Here is a 24,596-nt window from a genome sequence, read left to right on the forward strand (position 1 = left end):
AAATATGTTAAACAAAGATAAAAATATCTCTTTATTGATAAACCATCTAAAAACTTTTGGTTTTGTTTTTCAAGGTAGTGAAATTTACGGCGGTTTAGCAAATACGTGGGATTATGGACCATTAGGTTCACTACTTAAAGACAATATAGAAAATTATTGAAAAGATTTTTTCATTAAAAAAGAAAAAAACAACCATTTAATTGATTCGAAAATTTTAATGAACCCACAAGTGTGAGTTACATCAGGACACGTTGTTAACTTTAATGATCCATTGATTGAAAACAAAGTTAATGGAAAACGCTACCGTGCTGACAAATTAATTGAACAATTAAACCCTAATATCAATGCCGAAACACTAAGTTTTGATGAAATGAAAGAATTTTTAGTTGAAAACTTAAAGGAATATGAAGGCTCTAAAACTAATTGGAGTGATGTTAGAAAATTCAATTTAATGTTTGAAACTAAACAAGGCGTTACTGAAGAATCAAAAAGTAAAGTTTACTTGCGGCCAGAAACGACGCAAGGTATTATGGTTAACTTTAAAAACGTACAAAGAGCTACAAGATCGAAATTGCCAATGGGTATAGGTCAAGTTGGTAAAAGTTTTAGAAATGAAGTAACTCCAGGAAACTTTATTTTCAGAACAAGAGAATTTGAACAAATGGAGCTTGAAGTATTCACTCATCCCGACGAAGCTGAATCAATTTTTAACTATTACATTCAAAAATCATTGGAATTCGTTAAAAATCTAGGATTGAGTGAAAAAAATACTCGACTAAGAGCTCACGAAAAAGAAGAGTTAGCTCACTATTCATCAGCAACTAGCGATATTGAATATAATTTCCCATTTGGTTGAGGTGAATTATTAGGAATTGCTAACAGAACTAATTTTGACCTTACGGCACACCAAAATGCAACCGGCGAAAATTTAGAATACCTAGACCCTAACACCAATGAAAAATTCATTCCTTATGTAATAGAACCTTCAATGGGTCTTGATAGATTGATGTTCGCGATTTTGATTGAATCATATGATGAAGAAGAATTGGAAAATGAAAAACGAATCATTCTTCGCTTAAACAAAAACATAGCCCCTTACAAGTTTGCAATCCTACCCCTTGTTAAGAAGTTGAGTCCAAAAGCTGATGAAATTTTTTCATTATTACAAAGTCGTGGAATCAGTGTAACCTATGACGAAGCAGGTTCAATTGGTAAACGTTATCGTAGACAAGATGCAATTGGTACACCTACTTGCATAACCATTGATTTTGACACACTAGAAGATAATTCAGTTACTTTAAGAGACCGAGACTCTATGCAACAAATCAGAGTAAAAATATCTGATTTACACAAGTATTTTTAAATTATGAGCACAAAATTGAAACAAATCCATGACGATATCATTGGCAAAATTGATATCGTGAATGAATTAGCAAAACACATTACTTTAACTCGTAAAGGTCAAAGTTATGTTTCTTTATGCCCTTTTCATGACGATTCAAACCCATCAATGAATATAAGTTCACACAAACAAATATTTAAATGTTTCGTTTGTGGCGAGGGTGGAGATGTTGTTAAATTTGTTTCAAAATTCAAAAAAATAACTTATACAGACGCTTTAAAGTATTTACTCAATGCATACAATATTTCCTATGACCAAAACACATTTTATGATGCTAATTCAAAATACAATGAAACTGATTTAGCTATATTTGATTTGCTAGAAAGAGTAAATTCTCTATTCAAATTAGAATTTAACAAACTAAAAAATTCCAAACTTAATGATTTTTACACTTCTCGCAAATTAACACCACAACTAATTAATGATTTTGATATTGGTTATGCTGACCCATTAGTCTTTGAAAAAATATTTGGCGACGAAATCAACCAAAATAAATTGCTTTTTATTCGCGCCGGCTTAATAAACCCCAATACCAATACTTTCATTTTTAAAAATAGAGTTACCTTTGCCATTAGAAATAATGATGGCAAAATTGTTGGTTTTAGTGCGCGTTCTATTGACAAAAATGAAAAACCAAAATACATTAATAGTTCAGAATCTAAGCTGTTCCAAAAATCGCAAATTTTATACAATTATTACCTTGCAAAAAACAATATAAAAGACAATACTTTGATAATTTGTGAAGGATTTTTTGACATAATAGCTCTTTATAAAGCCAACTTCCAAAACTCTGTTGGACTTATGGGAACAGCGCTAACCTCTAAACATTTACCTTTTTTAAAAGATAAAAAAATAATACTTTTTCTAGACGGTGATGAAGCAGGACAAAGTGCTTCAATAAAATCCGCACAATTTTTATTGGCTAACAATATCAATGTAAACATCGTTAATAACAAAACAAAAATGGACCCTGATGAAATTTTAAATCAACTAGGGCTAAACAAAATTAATGAATTAATCAATCACTCAGTTGATTCTTTGGATTTCATTTTCAATACACTAATAATTAGACACAATGTTTCATCTGGAGAACAAAATAATTTAACTAATATATCCAAATTCATTCGTGAATTCAATGAATATATTAAATTCGCGCCAACTAATGTGCAAGAATTTTACATAAATAAAATCAAAGAAAAATTTAAATATGATGCTTCAAAAGACATAGAATCAGGCTCTTTAAATAAAACTTTTAATGATTTTGATGCTGATTATGAATTTAACAATTTTGCTCATTTAAATAACATAGACAACTATACTCCTATATTTAGCAATGATCCAATTAATCAAACTCCAAACTTTGCAATTTCTAAAAAGAAAAACAAAAAAATTAACAAATTAAGCAATGTTGATAAATTATTTTATTTAATTTTATACCACGACGATTTAAGAGAATTATTCATTGAAAAAGCCGCTAATGAAAACACACTAAGGTGAAAAACACACGGTTGAGAACCTTATCAAATTGATATTTACCAAAATATAACCAACAATCCTAAGTTAACTAGCGAACAAAAAAACCGCATGATTCAACAACTAAGCGATAATTTTGAGCCATCATTAAAGCTAAACGAATTAGTTAAAAGTTTTAACTCAAATAATTCGCAAGCAGAGAAAATAAGTGATTTTATGTTCATTTATGACCTGGCCAAAATCGAGAGCTTTAAAACTAACACAAGCAAAATAATAAATCCAGATAATAAGTTTTTATTTTCTTCAAGTAATGCTGCTCTTGAACAACAAACAGAAGATACACGACAATTAATTAAAAAAATAGAGGGGAAATATGGAAAAAACAAATAACGAACTGCAAGCAGTTTTGAATATGGTTGAAGACCATGCCAAATCAACTAAGAAAAAACAACTCTCTCAAACTCAAGTTTATGATTATTTAGATAAAATTCAAGTCGAAATTCCGGATGAATTAATGGATGAAGTGCTAATGAAACTTCATGAAAAAGGCATAATTTCTGACGAAGCCGATGATGGAGATTTTGATTTTGTTGATGAAAAAGATATTCTTGGCGAAATTGATGAAGAAATAGACGATGAAATAGACGAAAATCTAGAATCTGACGAAGGTGCGCCAAGTAAAAGTGATGAATTTAAAAAGCACATTGACATTGAAGAAGAATTTGATGAGAATCTAGATAGCGAAATTTCTTTTGATAACGATGACGAATACGACTCATATACAGGAGAATATGGCTATGACGACTATGAATATACCGATAGTTCAAGCTATGATGACGATGATGATGAGGAAGAAGAAATAATTGTTGCAAAAAAAGAAGAAAAAAAGAAAAAAGAAACCAAGAAAAAATCTAAAGATATAACTGACGATGATCTTGAAATCGAAACATATGACGACGAAGAGATTGACCTTTCAAAAGAAGACCATATTTCAACTAGCAATTTAAGAAACAAATTAACCGAAACTAACGATATTGTTAAATGATACATGCGTTGAATTGGTAAATATGGAAAACTTTTAACAAAAGAAGAAGAAGAAAAACTTGCTTACGAAATGGAAAAAGGTGGTTTTCGTGGCAAGCGCGCACGTGATAAATTAATTAAACGTAATCTTCGTTTAGTTATAAATAATGCTAAAAAATACAAAAATCGTGGCTTAAGTTTTATCGATTTAATATCTGAGGGCAACTCTGGAATTGTTAAAGCAGTCCAAAAATATAATGTAAGCAAAGGTTTTAAATTTTCAACCTATGCAACTTGATGAATTCGTCAAGCAATAACTAGAGCAGTTGCTGACCAAGCCCGTACAATTCGTGTACCTGTTCACATGGTAGAAACAATAAACAAAATTACAAAAATTGAAAGAGAATTGCACCAAGAATACGGAACCGAGCCTTCTGATGAAGAAATCGCCGCAAAATTTGGTCAAGGTTATACTGCAGAAAAAGTTAGATATATCCGTAAAATAAATATTGACCCAATTTCACTAGACAAACAAATTGGTAAAGAAAATGACTCATCATTTTCTGACTTTGTAAAAGACGAAAGCGTCGTAAATCCAATTGATTACGCATCACAAGAAGAACTTGGTGAAATGTTGAATGAAGTTTTAACCCAATCATTAGACAAAGATGAATACGCACTAATTTGCAAGCGTTATGGAGTCGGCGTTGATGAAAATGGTGAAAAATACCAAATTACTCCTCTTGAAGATTTAGCAAAAGAACGAGGAGTTTCTAAAGAGCGTATCCGCCAAATTGAAAACAAAATTTTACGTAAATTAAAGAATTCTACTCGTAAAGGTAAAAATTTAAAGGACTTTTACAGATAATGCAAATTCGTAAAGTAACTAAATATTTACTTGAAAAATACCCGCTTGAAAAAGCAGAAATTTGAGATCCTGCTGGCTTTAGTGTTAAATTTAACTTGAGTGAAAAATTAAATGGCATAGTTTGCGCAATTGATTTAACTCACGACGTGTTAAATAAAGCAATTTCACAAGGTGCTAATTTAATAATTGTTCACCACCCTTTTAAATTTGCGCCAACATGAAAAGATGAACTTGAATTAGCGCCTTATAAAGCCACAATTTTAAGGAATCTAAAAAAATACCGAATAAATGTTCTTTCATTACACACAAACTATGACAACAATTTTGAAGGAACTTCACACCAAATTGCATTCGCACTTGGATTGCAAAATAAAATTAATTTTGCCGAGCCATATCCTTGTTTAATTAATGCTAATTTATCAATCAACGATCTAAAGCAAAAATTTACCAATTCATTGAATTTGCATTCATTTAGAACAAATTCAATGAACACAAATAAAATCTACCAAAATATAGCAATTCTTTCCGGATCAGGCCCCGCAACACTAGCGCTGGCATTAAAAAACCAAGCGAATTTAATACTTACAAGCGATATCAAATGAAATGAGTGATTGCTGTATAAAGAACATAATATTGATGTTTTAGAATTATCGCATCTTGATGAACAAGTTTTTGCAATTGATATATGCAAACAAATAAAAAATAAATTTAGTGATATTAATGTCACAACACACCTTATGGTTGAACCATACACAAATTTGTAACGGAGTTATAATGGATTTTACTAATATTTTCAAAAAACAAAAAGAGCTAGATTTAGCTATTTCATCCCGCGAAGATCTAAGCAGTGTTACAACTGATGAATGAAGAGCTAAGTGATCATTAGCGCTTCTTGTCGAGTTTGCAGAATTTGCAAACGAAGTTCAATGTTTTAAATATTGAAAAAAACACAAAGAAATTAATCATAGTGCTATTTTAGAAGAATTTGCAGACGTATTGCATTTTCTAGGTTCATATGCTTACAAATTAGAAGTACACCCAATTATTGAACCAAAAATTGTTTCAAAATATCCAACCGACCAAATATTAGAAATATTTAAAATTGCTTCAAATTTAAAAAGTGAAATTAACAAAGAAACAATCGCCGACTTATTAGCATTATCGCTTGGCTGCGCCAAATTGTTAAATTATAGCGATGAAGATATTGTAAAATGATACGAAATTAAAAATCAAAAAAACTTCGACCGCATTAAAAACCATTACTAATGAGCTCTTAAGCTCATTTTTTTAATAAAAAAAGCCTAAAAGGCTTAAATTTCTATTTTGAATTGTCGTCTTGCTCGACAATTTGCGCAGGTTCTTCGTCTTTAAATTTACTTTTATAACTTGGATGAATATTATAATCTTCTGCGCCGCGGTGAATTTGTGAATGATTTGTTAATTTAGATGCCTTTTTAATGTAGAAAAATGCAGAAATAAAACTTAAAACTAGAGACGCTAATAAAGGAATGTTTATAACAAATCAAATTAAAATTCTTATTCAACTATGATTATAAACGTCAGTTTTTGTTGACATAAAACCTATAACATCCAAAGAAGGTCAAACAATATTGAAAAATAATATTCAACACACTGCAACAGTAAGAACGATAGTTTTAATTTTACCTCAAATTGACGCTGAAATATCTTGTCTGTGTTCTTTCATTACAACCCGGCAACCATCAACAATTAAATCTCTTAAAATCAGTAGTGTAACAATTATAAATGAAACATATCCTCTTGTAATTACTGCTAAGAAAATTAATGCGGAGGTTGTAATTAACTTATCAGCAATTGGGTCTCATAATTTGCCAAAAGATGTTATCAGATTTCTTTTTCTTGCTATTTTTCCATCGAAATAATCAGTTATCATAGCAGCTAAAAAAATTAAAAACATTAAGACTAATATTATTCTTGAAACAATTCCTCACACAAATATTTGCTTGTCTATATTAAGAAAATTATTTATATTGCCATTCATATTAGACAAACTATGTGCCACAAATTCTTGTAAAATCAAGTATAAACAACCCAAAATTATAAAAGGAGCAACCAAAATAATTCTAATTATTGTTAACTTATTTGGTGTATTAAGTTCTCTGAATTTCATTATTGTAAAACTCCTCAATTTCTTTTTGAGCTAATTCAAAATTATCTTTTTCAACTTGCTCGTCTATTAAAAACATTCTTGAATTAATAAATTCATATACATCCTTAAGGTTTCTTCAATTAGTTGACCGAACATCCCTTAAATAAGTGTAATTAGTAAAAATATCTTTTGCATCAATATTATCAATAATTAATTCTTTAAAATCAGATTCTTTTTGTTTTTCAATTAGATATTTACGAGCAGTATCAACAATATAATTCATTTTATACTCGCCAATACTTGGCACAAATTCATCAATTAATTTTTGATTATGCTTAATTAAAAAATGTAATCTTAATACAATATGTTTTTTGTATTCTTCAGTTTTATTAATTAATTCGATTTGTTTTAATTTACGACGTTTTTTGGAAATTTTATCCTTTATAAATGAATATATAAAATAAATTACCAGTGCTGCAACAATAACACCAAATAAAATTCATGTTCACATATTGACCTCCTAATAATGAATAATTATATATGTTAATAATTAAATACATAAACTAAATCTTATATATAATAATTCTATGAAATTTAAAAAATTATTAAATCCATTATTTGTTATTGCTATGCCTCTAGCACTGAGTGCCTGTGGCAAAATTAATGCCGAAAATGAATATCAAGCTTTCAAAACACAAGTTAAATTAGCCAATCAAAAATTTGCTCAAATTAATAAAGAATACGTACAAGCGGATAAAAAAGACCAATTTATATTAATTGAAAATTATTTTTTAAATGACTTAATAATTTACAAAAATAACATAAAAAATAATCAACAACAAAGCAAAAATTTTCAATCAAGAGTAAATGAATCACTAATTAAAATAAAAAATATTTTAACTAATAATGACGCAGTAAATTTTGATCAAGAAAAAGCAAAATTTGATTCGCTAAGCAGCGAAGTTAAATTACAAATTGAAGAATATAGCAAAAATTTTAAGCAATTTTACTACGCAGTTAAGTCTATATATGAAAATTTTTCACATTTTGCTCAAAAAGCTTTAAAAATTAAAAGCAGCTCAATTATTAAAAAAATCAATAAGGATTTAGAAAAACTGAAAACTTTTTTAACAAAAGAAAAAAACGAAAAAGTGCTTGAAAAAATCTATTTAGACAGCAACAAAATAGGATTAGTAAAAGAGCAATCTAAAAAAATTATTAACGATTTACAAACTAAAATAACTAAGTTAGATTTGAATTATTATCATAATTTAATTGATAAAATTAATCAAATTTCAAACATTAATTTTGAAAGTAACATAATCTCTTATAGTGATAAAAATATTCTAGCTATTGAAATTGATTTTATTCATTTAATGTATATTGAATTTTTAACCAATTCAATTGAAAAACCAATTGAGAATGTAAATAATTTTAAAATTAATATTGATGAAATAAATTCAGTAATTGATACTGTTTACCCTATTAAAAATGAATACTACAAAACAGTGTTTAGTCAATATTTAGAACTAGTTAATTTAATAAATAAATTAGGGCCTAATTCAAGTGAGCAAATCAATAATAAACACCTTAAAAATCAAGCAAATCTTTGAGCACAAAATTTCAAAATAACTTTTGAAAAATTCCTTAGTTGAGAACAAAAAATTAACAACAAAGAATTGATTAATTACAAAGATAATTTTCAAGATAACTTGGCATTTAATCAAAGATTAAATCCAAAACAAATAATATTTACTAACACATTTAACTTTATTAAGGCTAGGGTTGAATAGGTTAGTTTTTTATTATTAATATATAATATTTAAGCTTATAAAAACTACGTACGCATGTTATTTATAAGTATTGGTATTTCAGCGATGGACGCATCGCAAGAAAGGTAATATGAATAAAAATAAATTACTATTGACGCTTGGCGCAATGTCTGCTACATTGGCTATTTCATCTCCATTGTTAGCTGCATCGTGCAAGAAAGAAGATGTAATACGTTTTGATGTAACCTTCTCAAGAGGTAAAGATCAATGAAACGCTTTGGATGATGTAATTAAAGTCTACAATGCAAAAGTTGATGAATATCATGCACAAAAAAATAAAGAAATAAAAGAACTTGAGCAAAAAATTGCTATAGCTAAAAAAGAAGATAAAAAAGAAGAAAAAGAAACTTTAAATAAAAAATTAGAAGCTATAAAAGCTGAGTTAGCTGAACATATAAAAGTTAAATTAGATAATATAGGTTCAGGTTATGGTGCAGGTCATGGAAGCATTGTTACAAACCTAAAAAACAAAAATATTTCTAGCTTGCCAAATATTACAGTTAACTATGGTTCAACAATCAGTGAGATTGTTAACTATGGAAAACAAGTTGATATTAGTGATAAAGCTAGATTTGGTAATCTAGCAATTTCAAGAGATTTGCTAGATCCGAGATTCACTAAAACAAATGATAAAATCTCAGGTGTTAAACCTAACGGTCTATACTCTGTTCCATTTTTTAAATCAACAGTTGCTTTTGGTATAAATGGTCCAATTTACAAATATGTTTTTAAAACATTAAAAGAAGCTGGATTAACAATCGATGCTAAATTAACTAAACAATTCAAATTAGATGATAATTCATGAGAAGAAGATATTGAAGTAATTAAAGGTGAAGGTTACTTTGGTAAAGCAAAAAGTAATGAAGATATCAAAAAAATCTTTACAAAAGAAAGATATCCTGAAAATACAATTAAAGAAGATATTTTCAAAGATTTTTCATCTCTTCTTAAATTCATCACTGATGCAATTCAAATTTTTGAAACATCATCAAATGTTTCAAAATCATCGGTTGCATTGCTAGGTATTGATGACCCTTCAGGAATTATTAATACAACACTGTATTCAAACCTAAATGCTGATGATAGTAAAATGCTAATGGCTGTTACTGATTCAGGTGGCACTTCAAAAGTTAACTTTGAAAACATTAAAGACAATAACTCAGAAGTGCACAGAGCATTCAAAGAGCTATATGATTTAATGAAAGAAGCAATTCAAAAAGGTGCTTTAAAAATATTTGGTGGTGGTTCATATTCATCATCTGACCAAGTACAACATAAATTAGGCGGTAACTTTGGTTCGACAGCGGGTTACACACATAACTTCACTGGCAACAGATCTGTTATTGTATCATTTAATGATGGCCCTACATTAACCTCAGGTAAAGTAATCACAAATGGCAAAAATGCATTAATTTTCATGAACGATAACACAAGACTTCTTCAAGAAAAAGTTGATGAAAAAGCTCCTGCTGGTGTTTACTTAAAAGCTGAAAAATCTATCATAGATAAAATTGTTAAACTTGAAACAGATACACAAATTATCTATGTAAAAAGCAATGATCAAAATCTAACTAAGATTAAAGAACTTGCCAAGGGTAATGATTTTGAAGAAATAGGTGAAATTACACAAGTTAAAAGAAGTTTTGCTCAAAAAGCAGACGGAACTAAAGATACACAACCAAAAGACACAGAAACAAAATACACTTTATTCCAAATTAAAGCTACAAAATCTAAAGAAGAAAGTAGCAAATACAAAATTTCTATTGGAAATGATAACTCTCTACAAGAAGAAGAATTAGTTGTTATCACTCCACCTCAAAAACTTAAAAAAGAAGACCTAAGAACAAGTGCTTTTCTACAAGGTCCAAACTTATTTGTTATCGACAAAGGTGATAGACACAATAAAGCAACTATGCACTTTTTAAAATTCATGACTGATCTAAATGCTAAACATATATTTGGCAAATCAAAAACTGAAATGACAGCATTTGATTATATTTCAAAAACAGCTTCATATGTTATACCATACAAAGGTTTTGAAGACAAAGTTAAAAAAGATGAATCTGTAATTGAAAACAAATATGTTAAGTTAGCAAATGATTTATTTGTTGATAATAATATTACATGATATGAAGAACCTAACGACAAAAACTCAAGTCCATTTAGAGAATCATTGAATGCAATATTAAAATCAAGCAGTGAATCAATGCGTGGTGGCAAAGGAACTACAGATTTTGAAAAAATAGTAAGTAACATTAAAGAAAAAACTAAAGGTTTAAATAATAAATAATTAACTATAAATTCCCCTATATCATTTGCATTTGCAAATGGTATATTCGTTTTAATTTTATTTTCCGGAGGGAACATGAGTAACTTTAAAAAGTTAGGCTTATTAATTACAGGTTTTAGCCTAACAACATCTTTTGTGAGTGCATCATGCACAAACACAAAGTTATACAATAAAAATGTTAAAGTTAAAGGCGAAGGAAAATGAGACATAAAATTAGATAAAAATTCAGAATTCGTAAAATCAAAAGTTTTTAAAGCCAAAATCGTAGGTCATTCAGATGGTGATACTTTCACTGTTGAAGCACTTGAACAAGTATTATCAAATAGTATAAATGTTGGTGATCATATAAAACTAAGACTTGCAGGTATTGATACGCCTGAAAAAGCAGTTGGCAGCCAAAAAGCAGTTAACCCTGAATTACACTGAGCCAAAAAAGCTTCTGCATTTGCAGAAAAAACATTGCCAATTGGCAAGGTTGTTCACGTATTTTTTGGCACAAAAGACGGATTTAGTAGACTTACTGCTGATGTATTTTTCAAAAAAGATGGCTCAGAAGCTGCAAACTACTGAGATGCAGATACATCTTATTGTGTTGAAATAACAAAAGCAGGATTAACACTGCCACACGCAAGTAATGCTCAAAAAGCAACCGAAGCTGACAGCATTGAATATTACACATACTATCCAATTGCTTTAGCACTAAAATATGCGTATGATAACAAAAAAGGATTTTTTGGTTCAGGATTTGTAGGATTTTTCGCAGGAAAACATCCTAAGGATTTCGAAAAAATTTATAAACTAAAACCAAATACTTCATGAAAACTATTTTGACCTTACGATGAAGAATCATTCACAAACCCAGACTATATTTGATATTACAACGCTGAAGAACAAAGAACTTACATACCAGAGTAGCATAAAGGATCGATATGAGAATTATTAAAGAACTATTTAAAAAAATAAATACTAAATTAACTAAATACACTGAAGAAGATTACACTGAATATCAAAGAATTTTGAATTCAGTAATCGCTCAACAAGAAGACAAAGATCTTCCTGCTATCGAACTTAAAAATGTTTATATCGACTTTGGTGAAACTCTAGCTGTAGATGATGTTAGTTTCAAGATCCCTGAAGGTTCATTAGTCACTCTACTAGGACCTAGTGGTTCAGGTAAAACAACAGCATTGAATGCTATCTCAGGTTTATTAACAATAAGCAGTGGTAAAGTTCGTTTTTACGGTAAAAATGTTACAACATTAACCCCACAAAAACGTAAAATCGGTTTTGTGTTCCAAAACTATGCACTTTATCCACACATGAGTGTTTATGCTAACATTGCATTCCCATTAAAAAATGACCCAGAATGACAAAATGGTATTATTACAAAAAGAATAATAGCTCAAACTAAAATTAATAACATGTACCTAGCAAAACTTGGTGCTAGCGAAAGCGAAAGAGACGAATATCTTAAAAACGTTATTAATACAAGAGCAACATTAAATGAGTTAGAAAGATTATACTCAAGAGCAATTTCAAAAAGAAGAAGCGAACTTTCAAGCGCTCAAAGTAATTACAAATTAGCTCTAAACAAATACAATGCCCAAACAACAATTCTTGCCAAAAACGTTCTAGAGCGTTTTGACCAATTAAAAGAAGAATACAAAAAAATTGTTTCAAACATTAAATACGAAAAAGGAATTGAAAAAGCCAACGGTATTGTTAAAGAAGTAAAAGAGCTTACAATTCTACCTGAAATTAATGAATCAGGTCTATTAAAATTCGTTCGCCCAAGTGTGCAAGCAGAAACCAAAGAGCAAAAATGAGAATTAATGCATGCAGAATTAAGCAAATTACTTGCTAAATATGATGCATTAATCGCTAAAGTATCTCAACTTGAAAAACTTGATTACTCACAAAAAGATGCAATTCTTCTTGCAAAACTTGAAAGAAAACTACTTAGAAACCAAACAATTTGCAAACACGGTATCAAATTAATTGAAATCGAGCAAAAAAATGTTGATAAGTTAGCTCAATTAAAACAAGAATTGCGTACAGCAGAACAAAACATTAAAACAATAAGTAAAGACGCAGTTAAACGTGCTGCTCGTAACTTAAAAATTGTTCCAATTATTATGCAAAAAGAACACGCTCGTCTAGAAGCTGAACTTGATGCAAAATACAAATTTAAACAAGCAATGGAAGAAGATAAAAAACAACGTAACTTCAACTTTACTAAAGAAGAACGTGATGAAATCACTGAAATTAGCAAAGACATCATTTCAATTGCAAAAGCAATGCACAGAGACGTTCTTGAAGTTGCTAAACGTGTAAATATCTTGCCAATTCTTCAGAAAAAACCAACAAGACTTTCAGGTGGTCAACAACAACGTGTTTCAATTGCACGGGCAATTGTTAAAAAACCAAAAATCTTGTTAATGGATGAACCATTATCAAACTTAGATGCCAAATTACGTATTAACACACGTCAATGAATTCGTGAAATTCAACAAAGTCTTGGTATAACAACAGTATTTGTTACTCACGACCAAGAAGAAGCTATGTCAATTTCAGATATTATTGTCTGCATGTCGGTTGCTAAAGTTCAACAAATGGGTACACCAATGGAACTATACAACAAACCAGCAAACCAATTCGTTGCTCGCTTCTTAGGTATGCCTGAAATGGGTCTAATGCCTGGTAAATATGAAAATGGCACTCTAGAAATTATGGGTGTAAAAATCGAAGGTATAACTCTTGAAGACAGAGACAGTGCCGAAGTTAATGTTGGTGTGCGTGCTGAAGACTTTGAAATTATTACAGCTTCAAACAAAAAAGCACAATTCAAAGGAACAGTTGTAAATACCGAACAATTCGGTAAAGAATCTAAATTAATTGTTAAGTTAAAAGATGATACAAAACTTAACTTCCTAATTTCAAATAAATACGACTTTAAAGTTGGTGATGTAATCAAATTTAACGTACCTACTAATAGACTACATATTTTCGATGCTGTTTCAGAAAATAGAATTGAATACACATGTTAAATAAATTTTTTCGTGAAAAAAGTTTAAGCACAAATAATAAATTTGTCTTCAACTTTGCAGTTAAAAAGCTTGCAAACAGAAATAATGCAATTTCTGAATCAGTTGTTGATCGAAGAACTCCATTCATCATTGCATTTCTATTAATTTTGCCAGCTCTTGCAATTTTATTCACATTCACCGTCATTCCTTTTATCTTTAATATTATTTCAGCGGTTACACACCGTGAAACAGTAAAAGGCGTTGAAACAATAACATTTGTAGGATTCCAAAACGTTACAAAATTATTTGGTCTATTAACTTTCGCAGTCGCAGTGCGTAACTCATTTATTTATGGTATTTTAGTACTGCCACTGTCAATGATTATTTCATTGCTAGTTTCATCACTTATCGCATCAGTTATCCGTAAGAGAATAAGAGGTTTTTTACAAACTATCTTCTTTCTACCTTACGTTACTAACATTGTTGCTGTGTCACTAGCATTCGTACAAATTTTCCAACAAAATGGACAATTTAACCAAATTTTAAGAGCATTCGGCTTTGATGGCGATGTCAACTGATTAGGTGACACCGCTGGTGGATTAGCTGCCTTTAAATCAATTGTTGTTATGCTTATTAATGGTGTTTGAGGCGGTTTAGCATTTAATATTTTATTATTTACAACAGCAATGTTATCCGTAGACAAAAACCTATATAGATCCGCTTCAATTGATGGTGTGGGCGGAAGCAAACAATTTTTCACAATTACATTGCCATCAATCAAAAAAACAATTTCATTCATTATGACAATGGGTATCATAAACGGTATTAAAGTCTTTCCACTAGCTCTATTCGAAAACAAACCAGACTTAGCAGTTAATGCTGGTGCATCAACTCTAATGTTATTCATTTTCTACTATGTAAAAAATGTTAATGACTATGAATTAGCTGGTGCTGCATCAATTATCTTATTTATAATTGGTGTTTCTTACTCAACAATTATTCGTGCAGGATTTAAGGTATTAAGTTTAGCTTCAATTAACAAAGGAGAATCTGATGTTTGAAACAAAATTAAAAATTCAGCGGAAATTAGCGAATTGAAAGCTAAAACGCAAGAGAGATTCAGTTACTCAGCAAGTACTTGATAAATCGCTAGCAACAGTTCTAACTAAATATTTTGCTAAACTTATCCTTTTAACCTTCTTTGCAATGATAATTATGATACCTTTTATCTACATGATTTTGCTTTCTTCAATGTCAAATACCCAAGCCGACGCTGTTAAACAAGGCCAATCAAGTATTTGACCACAAGAATGACATATTGCAAAAAACTTAGCATCCGCTGCTAATGGATCTGGTGAGTCATTTTTCCCGCCATTTAACAATCCAGAAGCACTTGCTAAATGACTAGAAAACTTTCCACAAACTTACTTATTTTCATTTATACTAACATTAGCTAACGTACTACTTTCAATTGTTCTTAAAGTGTTTGTTACTATGTTACTTGGCTATGGATTTAGTCTTAAAAAATGAAGAGGTAAAGAAATTATTTGGTGATTTTTGATGATGTTATTAGTTTTACCTGAAGTAGCACTACTTTCAGGACAACAATGAGTTGTATTTAAACTTAATAACATACCAAGACCAGCAGATAAATTTAGCGAATTTACATACAACCTATTTATAATTGCTGTGCCTTTTGTCGCCTCAATATTCAATGGTTTAATGTACAGAAACGCTTTTGAATCAATTCCAAACCGCATTAAAGAAGTAGCAATGATTGATGGGGCTGTTGGGGCTAAATATCTATTTAAAATAGCTATTCCAATGGTACAACCAACAACTCTAACAATTGTTATTCTAACAACTCTTGCTTCATGAAACTCATATCTATGACCATCATTAATTGCTGGTACAAACTATAGAGTTATGTCTGTGTGACTATTTGACGTTGGAAAAGACCACTCTTCAACTACAGCCGACGATAGAGTCTTCTACAACATTAAAATGGCCGGTGCTATTCTTGTTATTCTGCCAATGTTTGCCTTCTTCTTGGTTGCTCGTAGAAAAATTATGAACGCAATTAGCCGTCAAGGAAGTACAATTAAAGGATAAAATATGAAAAAAATTAACGTTAAGTATAACACCATCTTATGAGGTATTATCGGTTTTATTGCTTTAGCGTGCGTTATCTTTTGTAGTGTTTTAATTGCGCGGATTGTTAATGATATTGATACAATAAAAGCTGTTGAAGTTGATAGTTCATTAATCAATGATTATCAAGCCTTCAAAGCTTATGGTATTGGTATATTATCATTCTCATGCATTGTTTTAATAATTTCAAGTTGTATATGTTATCTTGGTGCTAAATCATGAAACTATACAGCGACATTATAGGTAAAATATGAATAAAAAATTATTATTAAGCGCACCAATACTAACAATTAGCTCATTAGCTACAGTATCATGTGTTAATCCTTTTAAAGACCACGAAATGATTGCTAAAGCTCGCGTTCACGACACAAAAAACAATTTTCTAAACGGCAAAAACTTTGAAGAATTCAAGAAAATTTTCATTGCCAAAAATATTTATAGCAATGAAGCAGAACGCAACAATGTATTAAGTGTTTTTGAAAAAGCATTCAAGAATCTTAATGATGTTAAATACTTATCACTAACCAACTTATTACACTCATTTAAAATTAATAAATTGGAATTAAACAACGAATACACAGATAAAGAACAAAATTCAAGCAAGCAAGCAGATATTAAATTAGAAGCCCAAGTAGCATTTTTAGAATACATTTTAGGTAAAACTCCTTTTGCCTACTCACAGTTAAATAAATCTACTGAAAACCAAAGAAAATCATCAGCTAAAAATAAAACAATTAATTTATTTATTGATAAAAACCCAATTGATAATAAAATTAGTAACGTTATTAACATTCCTCAACTAATTTCAAAAATTGTTGAGCATCAAGACTTTATTAAAAATCCAACTATTGAAAATGCACAAGAAGCATATAAACACACAGTTAAATCTTTAAGCAAATTCATTTATAAAATAGATGATGCAGAACAAAGACAATATTTAGATGTTTATGCACCTATTTATTATGTTTTAAATAGTCCAAGTCCTAAAAAATATGTTAATGCGAACTATGCAGTATCAGAAGAAGATCGTTTTGCACTTGTTACAAGCGAGCGTCAAAATGAATTAGAACCAAACTTAGCAGTGCGTGCAAGCGAATTTGCTGCCGACCCTGAAGCTTGATACACTAAAAATAGTAGTCTAATTAATCCAATATTTGATAAGGACTTTAAAGGCGATAAAACAAGTCATAAAAGCGGCACATTCTATGGTGCACTAGAACGTTATCAAAAAGGAATTAGCAGCTTTGGTTTTGCGCAGTTAGTTGCGTTTGCAATGTATTTAACTAATCCAACTGATGTTCAATTATTAGCATTTAATAAAACTAATGATAATTCAAAACATTACTTTGTTCAATTTACAAATGGTGAAAATAAAGTTTTATTTAACCCAGTTGCCGATTTTAAAAAGGGCACAGTAACTAAATACACAACCAAAGACGAGTTAACTAAAGCTGGTTATACTCTAGTTGATGATCTACTTGGTTCAAGCTACCAAAATTCACCTTGGAAATAAATTCAAAAATTCAAGTCTTAGGGCTTGAATTTTTTTGCGTATTTAGCGCTTTAGGGGCACAAAAAAATATAGGCCGCTTTAAACTAGGACAAAAAAAGTTAACAGTTTAATATTATTTTAACATCATAGCATATTGCTGTGGTGTTTTTCAATTTAAAATTGATTGAATTCTATAGTTGTTGTATCAAAATATATAATCAGCAATTATTTTTTTCAGATCTTCTAAAGTTATTTTACTGTAATCTAATTCATTTAAACATTCGCTTTTTATAATAGAAAATCAGTATTCAACCTCCCTATTATCCAAAGAATTTCCTACACGGGATAATGAAACAGTTCCTCCCATTTTATTTATTTTGTCAATATAGATTTTTGAAGTGTATTGAAATCCATGGTCTGAATGAATAATAAAATCTTTATCGATAGACATAAATGTATTTATATTATCCATAACTAAATCAATATCATTGTTTACAGATAATTTAAAATCTCTGATTTTTTTAGTTTTATGCTCAATTATTACAGACAAAAATACATGGTTATCCTTAACATCTCTTGGCGCTTTTACATATGAAACATCGGTAGCGAAAATATTTCTGTTTAATTTGTCATTGTAATCGCGTTTAACAATATCTGGCAAAGCGAATTTAGTGTTCTTAATTTCGCTCTTTCTTCTTTGTTTTCTAATTTTGCATATTAAATTCAATCTTTTTAAATCTCTTCCAAGACTTCGAGGGTTAATGTAAATATTATATTTCATAGAAATATAAGCACTCAACCTTAAGCGACCATATCTACCTTTGTTATCAAGAAAGGATTTTCTAATTATTGCATCGTTTTTGTGTTCCTTTACTTTTATAACTCTAGTTTTAAATTTTGCTACTGCTTGTCTGCATACATTAAAAATTTTTGCAGATTTACTGTAGGGAATATTTAGTTTTTTAGCTTCACTAAGTTTTCCTGATTTTGATTTATTTTTATTGATCTCGTAATATCTCTTAGCTATTTCTATTAATTCTTCTTTTGTGAATTCGTTTCAATCGGGTTCGATTGGTTTTTTAGGTCTACCACTACCTGGCTTTCTGTTCGCACCCTTTTTATCTAATAATTGATCTTGCATACCATTATTATAGTATCTTATAATTTTTCTGATTCTTTCAAGTAGATGTTTTCTCGTTATAAAATTTGTGTCTGGCGAAATATCATTTATATAATTTATTGTTTGTTTTAACCCAAATTCATTGTAGATTTTATAAATCATATCAAACTCTTCTTTGATAAAGTGTCTTGACATTTGTATTCTCCTTTTTGTTGCATTTGAAAATTTAAAAAAGCTAACACTTTTGGTGTTAGCCTCCCCCTTAAACTCGGACAAAAAAGCCAACACCTCAGTGTTAACTTTTTTTGTCCTGGTTTAAACCCCCCCCCCTTTAAAAATAAAACTATACTTGCTTAATTGATTTGACTTTTTGTGTGTTGTCTATTTTGTGACCTTCTCGTTCTATGCATTCTTTAATTTTTTGGATTTTTTGCTTTCTTGTTAGTGTTTCGTCTTCGATAATTGTTTTAATTTCTAGACTACAATTGCTCGAAAGCGGGTCGCTGTCTTTAATAAAAGCGTCAAGTATCCCGTTCACTACAAAATTTATATATTTGTCTTTATCTTTGGTTTTTAAAATGTTTGGCACGATGCCTCCTTGTGTGTGTAAATTCATAGCGCTTTTTGTTAAAACTTCAAAATTGAATAGTTTGCGCTTTTTATAATAAAGCACGGTTTCTTGTATTCTGGTTGTTAGTTTTCAAATTAAGAACGCTCAAACGCTAATTTGTAGAATAATCTGAAATATAGTCGCAGAGTTTCAGGTGTTGTTTTTAAAATCTAAAAGCATTAACTCAAATACTGAACCGTCTTTAAATGGGAAGAATATTAGAAAAACAGTTAAAAACAGAGAAACGCCACTTAGTCCCATAATAGTAAAAGTTTTTTTCGGTTTGGTTAGTTTTTTCTCTTTTTCTAAAAATTTGACTAGTTGTTCTTCTGTGCTTGGTTGTTTATTACTCATCGTCAATTACCTCACTTGCTAATTGTTCTTCGTTCTCGATTTGTTGCTCTAATAACTCCATGTTTATTGTGCTATTCTTTTGCTTTATGTTTTTTTCTCTTTGCTCATTTAGCAATTTAATAATTGTATGATATGAAGACTGGTCAATTAGGCTTTCGCGTCTTAATCTGTCAACGTTGTTTTCAACTAATTTAATTGTCATAAATACAGAAGCACTTATTGAGTTGTAGCATATAAACATTAATAAGACCATTGAGAAGTTAAAGAATGAAAAACCTAGCGAGTTTAAATACTCGTGCTCTATTGTTAAATTTTCACCGAAGATTTCTCGCAATTTATTAATGTGCTTAGGGTCTAGTTTTTCTTCTTGTGCGTATGCTAAAAAATCTTTTCAACGGTCGTCTTTGATTTGGATTGTTTCCTGAATATAAAACACCTTAGCAAATTTATTGACCCCGTCGTTAGCAACAGCACTAATAAGCAAACAAAGCGCCACAATGAACACAACAGCACTAATTGACATTACCACGGCTTTTCATTTGTTGCTTAGTCTTTCAATTCAAATATGCATTTTATTCCTTTATTTTGCTGTGTTGTTTGGTTGGCTTGTAGTTGTTGGTGTAGTTGTAGGTGTTGGTGTTGGTTGGGTTTGTGGGTTGTTTTTCTTTCTGTTTTTTCATTTCTCTTTTGCGTATTTGTATACTTTTTTTGGTGAGCAAGAAGCAGAAATTACTGACATTCCCGCAATTGTTAAAATTGGCGTACTTGCCAAAATAAATTTATTAAATTTTTTCATATTTTCTCCTTGTGGCAATTGTTATGATTTTGTGTTTGCCTTACTGTATTTTTTGTAAAATTTCAACTCTTTACTTGTTAGTTCGAAGTTGTTTTCAATTTTTCATTTAATGCTTTTTAGGTTTTCGGCGTCGTGTTGCACTCTGTTTTTTCTTTGTTGTCATTTCTTAGGCACTCACCTTGTTAAAAATAACATAAAGGCTCAAAATTCACTCGCTAACTCAAAAGTTAAAACAAAATAAATTATTGCCTTATTAGTTCGCGACAAAGTATCGAAATAGCTGTAAATGTCTAGCTCTTTTATTTTTTCGATTATGTCTAAGTCAGATACAGCGGGCAGCACTCTATAAATTTGTTCGCTTGTTGCACCTATTGCTTTCATTATCCACATTATAATAAGTGTTATCATTTGCGCTCCCTTATATGAGTTTTAAAAGACCAATTGTTAGTTCATAATGTACATAACCGCCCTTTTCGCTTTTTGGTGTAATAATTTCCGGCACTGTGTCAAGTAGTTCGAAGCGGTTGGTTTTCTCGTCTCCTATTTGAAACTTGCGGATAATTGTTTCATTGTGTGGGTCGTTTTCTACTGCAAAATCTATAACCAATTTTGCCTCATTGTTTTCAATAACTAATTCTTGGTCTAGAATTTTTTGCGTGTGTGTTTGAATTGACGTACCGACATATTGCGGCTCTTGATTTCTTAAAATGTAATCCGATTTATAAACTTCATAACGCAAGTGAGTTATTAGCATTTGGTCAATTATGGTAGGGTCTAAAAACAAGTTCGCAATGTTATTGCTTCATTGGGCGTTTTTTGTTTTGTTTTTAAATGCTACTCAATTGAACGTTTTATATAGGCTCATTTGTAAATTATCGTTTTTATGTTTATATTGTAAAAAGTCGCTTATCTCGTCAATAACATTGCCGTTATTGTCTAAAAATTGAATTGTGTGTTTTGTATCTATGCCACTGGGTGAATTTAAGGTGTTTTTGTCAATGTTGCCAATAAAACTAACTGTATTGTTATTTACTTTTACCGAATGAATAGGAACACAAAATTCGCCGTGTTTTTCATAAATTAGCGACGGTTTAAAATTATTTTTTAGCGTTTGCCTTGTGTTATTTGGTTTAAATATATAAGGTCAATTGCTCTCATTAAATTCTTTACCGTCATATCGTAGGTTTATCATTCGTTTTTTAGAATTTATATCAACTAAGAACCTTACGGCATTCTGCTCTCTAAACACCATAAATTCATTAATTGGCAATGTGTTAAAACTTGCTCCAATTTGTCCGCTATCTATAACAAGGGTTTTATTGCCATTGTATGCACCTATAAAATTATCGTCCACAATAAACACCCAAGGTATGTCGTAAATTTCTCGTCTTAGTGGTATAACTCGGGGGTTAATATTAGCATGCGGGCTCATATTGGCGAGTTTTTGGACTTTGTTTTTGTAATTTGTCTCGCCGTTTACTTCTTGCGTAAAACTATAAAGCGACCAGTTGCCGTTGTCTTCTCTAATTGGCATTAGTATTTCGTTTAATTTGCCAATTGAACCAATGCCGGTTTTTTGGATATTTTCAACGCTTTGCTCTAATCTGAAATTTACTTCATCGTCATCGGTTTTAATAAAACTGATATTTAAAACTTCGCTTCCTTTTCTTACGCTTTGGTCATATTTTAAAGCACTTGAAATGGTCAGGTTGCTATTAATTAGCGCTATGTCTTTATCTCTATAAGAGAATAATCCGGAAGTTATCGCTTTGTATCCCCAAAGAACTATCTCTCTTTCAAAAATCGGTAATAAATTACCGGTAAAAAGTTTAAAATTAATTTTTTCTTGGTTTATTATTCTTAAAGATATAAAGACCTCGGGGTTTGGATTATTTAAAAGGATATTTCAACGATCCTCATTGCTAAATGTTTCAGTAAGTGAACGAGTTATTGGTCAATATAAATTATCATGACCTCAAGCAGGCTCCGCTAAATAGGCAGTAAATTCACCGGGATTATCATTAATAAATTCAATATGAAAATACTCTCTAATAAGGTTAGTAGGGATGCTTCCTCTTTCCTTCTGCTCATAATATGCCTTAAACGCTGGGTCTTTTTGCTTAGCGTACTCAATGAAAGCACCGGGGGTTAAATTACTTGGTCCATTGTATTTTAAAGGCATTCTAAACATAATTCTAGAAGTTATAAACGAACGCTCAAGGTCTCAGCTATAACTTATTGACTCGCGAAGTTTCTGCTTTATTTTGCTTTGTCATTCTGAGAGATTGGCTTTAAAAACTATGGTTTCACTTCAATCAGTTAAAGCGGCAGCAGCGCCATTATGATAACCGCCTTTTATTTCTGCGAATAAATGCTCTCAATTTCTTAAATGTACATAATCACCAGGTCTAGGTATTGCATGCTTGTTATAATTTACCGTTATTTTCAAATCCTTATTAGGTTTAAAAACATCATAACCAAAACCATAATCAACACCAACGAGAATATTGCCAATTATAAAATTGCTTTTTTTGTTGTTTGTGTTTTTCTTTTCTGCGGTTGTAATAATTAAACTCGAAACGTTGGTGACCTTTAATTCGTCTATGTTTTGTTTATCCTTAAAATTTATTAAGGAGTTGACTTTTATTGGGTTTTTTTCAATTTGTTCGGCTTTTATTTGAAAATATCAAATCCTTTGAGTTGTTTCGTTTCAGATAAGCAAGTCAATTAGATTATTATCCACGAAACTTTCATCCAATCCAAAAATTAAATTAGCGGACAAATCGTCAAAATAAGGCAATGAAACACTAAAAGCAACGAAAAAATCTAAATTATTTAATGCTTGCTCACTTAATAAGTCACTGAATTTTATAAATTCTAATTTACCCGCATTTTCAACAATTCCCACAAGATAACCAATTCGCGTTTTGATAACGTCCCTAAATTTTGGCAATGGTTTTTTATTTAGTGGATCTTTAAAATATGCTTTTACTTTTTTATTTTTTGCGGCGTAATTGTCGATAATTTCAACAAATGAACCATTAATATAATTAAAAACGTTAACAATTCGCGTTGAGTTATAAAAGCGAGCAACAAGCGTCTTAGTGTTTAATATTCCCGGCACTTCTTCTGTTTTTTGCAAATACTCGGGATATGCTTGTAAAAAGTCTACGCCAAGTTCTGCAATATTTGCCGAAAACTTTACCCCTATGTCTTTTGGTGCTAATTTGACCTCATATTGGTAGTCATTCGCATTTTGAGAAGGCTCTAAATTATTGTCGGTTTTAGTTAAACCTTTAACAAGTGCACTAAATCAACTTTTAGTCATTTGTTCTCCTTTTGTTATAATTGTTTTAATATGAGAATAAGAAAGATAAAAACAGTATTTTTTTGGGTTCTTTTTGCTATTAGCATTGTTGTTTTAATTTATGCAATTTATGCTGTTGCTACAATAACTAAAAGCTACAAAATAGCAAATGAACTATACTTCAGAGTTTTTGAACCAACGGAAAAGAAAGAATTCATAAAATTGGCAAGTGGTATTAATACAAAATTAACGAAGGACGCTATTAAAATTCACCCGGATTCTGTTTATTTGTTTGAGGCTTTTTCTAGAAAACAATCGGCTTATCAATCGCTAATTGTAAACTCTCTAGGACCAGCGAGCGAACAAGCACTACAAGAAATTTTTAAAGAAGGGCTAAAAGACTTAAAAGGATCGGATATTTTAACACTTGACAAAACGGACCCTAATAACTGAGTTATATATGCAAAACCAACGGTAATTAATGACAAAGGTCTCCAAGTTTCAAGTCCTTATGATATAGTTCCAATAAAAGACCTTTGAAAAATAGTGCACAGTTTACGAGTTGAACATTTCGGCCCAATCACGGTGAATTACCAAGCACTTAATGCTATAAAAACCAATTGAATTATTGTAACCCTATTTATGTCAATTATTACAGCAACAAGTGGCGGTTATGCTTCTTATAATACTTATAAACTTGTTAAACAGAAACCCTAGTGGTTTT

The 24,596-nt window shown here is 30.2% G+C and carries 22 protein-coding genes; 14 read left to right on the forward strand and 8 right to left on the reverse strand.

What is annotated here, in order from left to right:
• Positions 1-4: 4 nt before the first annotated feature.
• Genes MBVG596_RS00965 through MBVG596_RS00985 form a run of 5 tightly spaced genes read left to right on the forward strand, consistent with a single transcriptional unit; the run spans position 5 to position 6,032 of the window.
• On the forward strand, positions 5-1,363 hold the full coding sequence (locus MBVG596_RS00965; RefSeq protein ID WP_096385771.1) for a glycine--tRNA ligase: 1,359 nt from the start codon (positions 5-7) through the stop codon (positions 1,361-1,363).
• 3 nt (positions 1,364-1,366) lie between these two features.
• Complete coding sequence (gene dnaG / locus MBVG596_RS00970) at positions 1,367-3,265, forward strand: DNA primase (protein WP_096385774.1); 1,899 nt, start codon at positions 1,367-1,369, stop codon at positions 3,263-3,265.
• The gene (locus tag MBVG596_RS00975) at positions 3,249-4,766 is read left to right on the forward strand and encodes an RNA polymerase sigma factor (protein WP_096385777.1); all 1,518 of its coding nucleotides are present in this window, start codon (positions 3,249-3,251) and stop codon (positions 4,764-4,766) included. Before dnaG ends, MBVG596_RS00975 begins: the two co-directional genes overlap by 17 nt.
• Entirely contained in the window at positions 4,766-5,530 is a 765-nt protein-coding gene (locus MBVG596_RS00980; protein WP_096385780.1) for a Nif3-like dinuclear metal center hexameric protein, read from the forward strand. Before MBVG596_RS00975 ends, MBVG596_RS00980 begins: the two co-directional genes overlap by 1 nt.
• 10 nt (positions 5,531-5,540) lie before the next feature.
• Positions 5,541-6,032: a dUTP diphosphatase gene (locus tag MBVG596_RS00985; protein WP_096385783.1), complete on the forward strand. Its 492-nt coding sequence runs from the start codon at positions 5,541-5,543 to the stop codon at positions 6,030-6,032.
• Positions 6,033-6,084: 52 nt separating this feature from the next.
• Here the strand turns inward: MBVG596_RS00985 and pgsA are convergent, their stop codons facing one another.
• Entirely contained in the window at positions 6,085-6,915 is an 831-nt protein-coding gene (gene pgsA, locus MBVG596_RS00990) for a CDP-diacylglycerol--glycerol-3-phosphate 3-phosphatidyltransferase (protein WP_220096505.1), read from the reverse strand.
• Entirely contained in the window at positions 6,896-7,405 is a 510-nt protein-coding gene (locus MBVG596_RS00995; protein ID WP_096385786.1) for an MHJ_0274 family protein, read from the reverse strand. The genes pgsA and MBVG596_RS00995 overlap by 20 nt, the downstream gene beginning before the upstream one ends.
• Before the next feature lie 76 nt (positions 7,406-7,481).
• On the opposite strand from MBVG596_RS00995, the gene MBVG596_RS01000 reads away from it, so the two are divergent.
• The 8 genes from MBVG596_RS01000 to MBVG596_RS01035 all read left to right on the forward strand — a co-directional run bounded on the left by MBVG596_RS01000 (position 7,482) and on the right by MBVG596_RS01035 (position 17,706).
• The gene (locus MBVG596_RS01000) at positions 7,482-8,687 is read left to right on the forward strand and encodes a hypothetical protein (protein ID WP_096385789.1); all 1,206 of its coding nucleotides are present in this window, start codon (positions 7,482-7,484) and stop codon (positions 8,685-8,687) included.
• A 109-nt stretch (positions 8,688-8,796) separates the two neighbouring features.
• Positions 8,797-11,016: a P68 family surface lipoprotein gene (locus MBVG596_RS01005; protein ID WP_096385792.1), complete on the forward strand. Its 2,220-nt coding sequence runs from the start codon at positions 8,797-8,799 to the stop codon at positions 11,014-11,016.
• Positions 11,017-11,091: 75 nt separating this feature from the next.
• The gene (locus tag MBVG596_RS01010; RefSeq protein WP_096385795.1) at positions 11,092-11,931 is read left to right on the forward strand and encodes a thermonuclease family protein; all 840 of its coding nucleotides are present in this window, start codon (positions 11,092-11,094) and stop codon (positions 11,929-11,931) included.
• 14 nt (positions 11,932-11,945) lie between these two features.
• Positions 11,946-14,063: an ATP-binding cassette domain-containing protein gene (locus MBVG596_RS01015; RefSeq protein ID WP_096385798.1), complete on the forward strand. Its 2,118-nt coding sequence runs from the start codon at positions 11,946-11,948 to the stop codon at positions 14,061-14,063.
• A complete protein-coding gene (locus MBVG596_RS01020; RefSeq protein ID WP_004418943.1) occupies positions 14,057-15,187 on the forward strand; it encodes a carbohydrate ABC transporter permease in 1,131 nt (376 codons plus the stop codon). The genes MBVG596_RS01015 and MBVG596_RS01020 overlap by 7 nt, the downstream gene beginning before the upstream one ends.
• Positions 15,096-16,154, forward strand: a complete 1,059-nt coding sequence (locus tag MBVG596_RS01025; RefSeq protein ID WP_096385801.1) for a carbohydrate ABC transporter permease — start codon at positions 15,096-15,098, stop codon at positions 16,152-16,154. The genes MBVG596_RS01020 and MBVG596_RS01025 overlap by 92 nt, the downstream gene beginning before the upstream one ends.
• Before the next feature lie 3 nt (positions 16,155-16,157).
• Complete coding sequence (locus tag MBVG596_RS01030) at positions 16,158-16,436, forward strand: hypothetical protein (RefSeq protein ID WP_004418939.1); 279 nt, start codon at positions 16,158-16,160, stop codon at positions 16,434-16,436.
• 7 nt (positions 16,437-16,443) lie between these two features.
• Positions 16,444-17,706 (forward strand): hypothetical protein, encoded by a 1,263-nt coding sequence (locus MBVG596_RS01035; RefSeq protein WP_096385804.1) that lies wholly within the window; start codon positions 16,444-16,446, stop codon positions 17,704-17,706.
• A gap of 112 nt (positions 17,707-17,818) precedes the next feature.
• Here MBVG596_RS01035 and MBVG596_RS01040 read toward each other — a convergent pair whose 3' ends face one another.
• The 6 genes from MBVG596_RS01040 to MBVG596_RS01065 all read right to left on the reverse strand — a co-directional run bounded on the left by MBVG596_RS01040 (position 17,819) and on the right by MBVG596_RS01065 (position 23,893).
• Complete coding sequence (locus MBVG596_RS01040) at positions 17,819-19,000, reverse strand: IS3 family transposase (protein WP_096385807.1); 1,182 nt, start codon at positions 18,998-19,000, stop codon at positions 17,819-17,821.
• A gap of 148 nt (positions 19,001-19,148) precedes the next feature.
• Positions 19,149-19,769 carry a hypothetical protein gene (locus MBVG596_RS01045; RefSeq protein ID WP_096385810.1) on the reverse strand — a complete coding sequence of 207 codons (621 nt, stop codon included), beginning with the start codon at positions 19,767-19,769 and terminating at the stop codon, positions 19,149-19,151.
• The gene (locus tag MBVG596_RS01050; protein WP_096385813.1) at positions 19,762-20,340 is read right to left on the reverse strand and encodes a hypothetical protein; all 579 of its coding nucleotides are present in this window, start codon (positions 20,338-20,340) and stop codon (positions 19,762-19,764) included. Before MBVG596_RS01050 ends, MBVG596_RS01045 begins: the two co-directional genes overlap by 8 nt.
• A gap of 9 nt (positions 20,341-20,349) precedes the next feature.
• Positions 20,350-20,565, reverse strand: a complete 216-nt coding sequence (locus MBVG596_RS01055) for a hypothetical protein (protein ID WP_096385816.1) — start codon at positions 20,563-20,565, stop codon at positions 20,350-20,352.
• 21 nt (positions 20,566-20,586) lie between these two features.
• Positions 20,587-20,946 (reverse strand): hypothetical protein, encoded by a 360-nt coding sequence (locus MBVG596_RS01060; RefSeq protein WP_225247180.1) that lies wholly within the window; start codon positions 20,944-20,946, stop codon positions 20,587-20,589.
• A gap of 37 nt (positions 20,947-20,983) precedes the next feature.
• The gene (locus MBVG596_RS01065) at positions 20,984-23,893 is read right to left on the reverse strand and encodes a hypothetical protein (RefSeq protein ID WP_096385822.1); all 2,910 of its coding nucleotides are present in this window, start codon (positions 23,891-23,893) and stop codon (positions 20,984-20,986) included.
• 30 nt (positions 23,894-23,923) lie between these two features.
• Between MBVG596_RS01065 and MBVG596_RS01070 the strand changes: the two genes are divergently transcribed.
• The gene (locus MBVG596_RS01070) at positions 23,924-24,589 is read left to right on the forward strand and encodes a hypothetical protein (RefSeq protein ID WP_096385825.1); all 666 of its coding nucleotides are present in this window, start codon (positions 23,924-23,926) and stop codon (positions 24,587-24,589) included.
• Positions 24,590-24,596 lie beyond the last annotated feature (7 nt).

The organism is Mycoplasmopsis bovigenitalium (genome assembly GCF_002356075.1).
Classification (GTDB): Bacteria; Bacillota_I; Bacilli_A; order Mycoplasmatales; family Metamycoplasmataceae; genus Mycoplasmopsis; species Mycoplasmopsis bovigenitalium_A.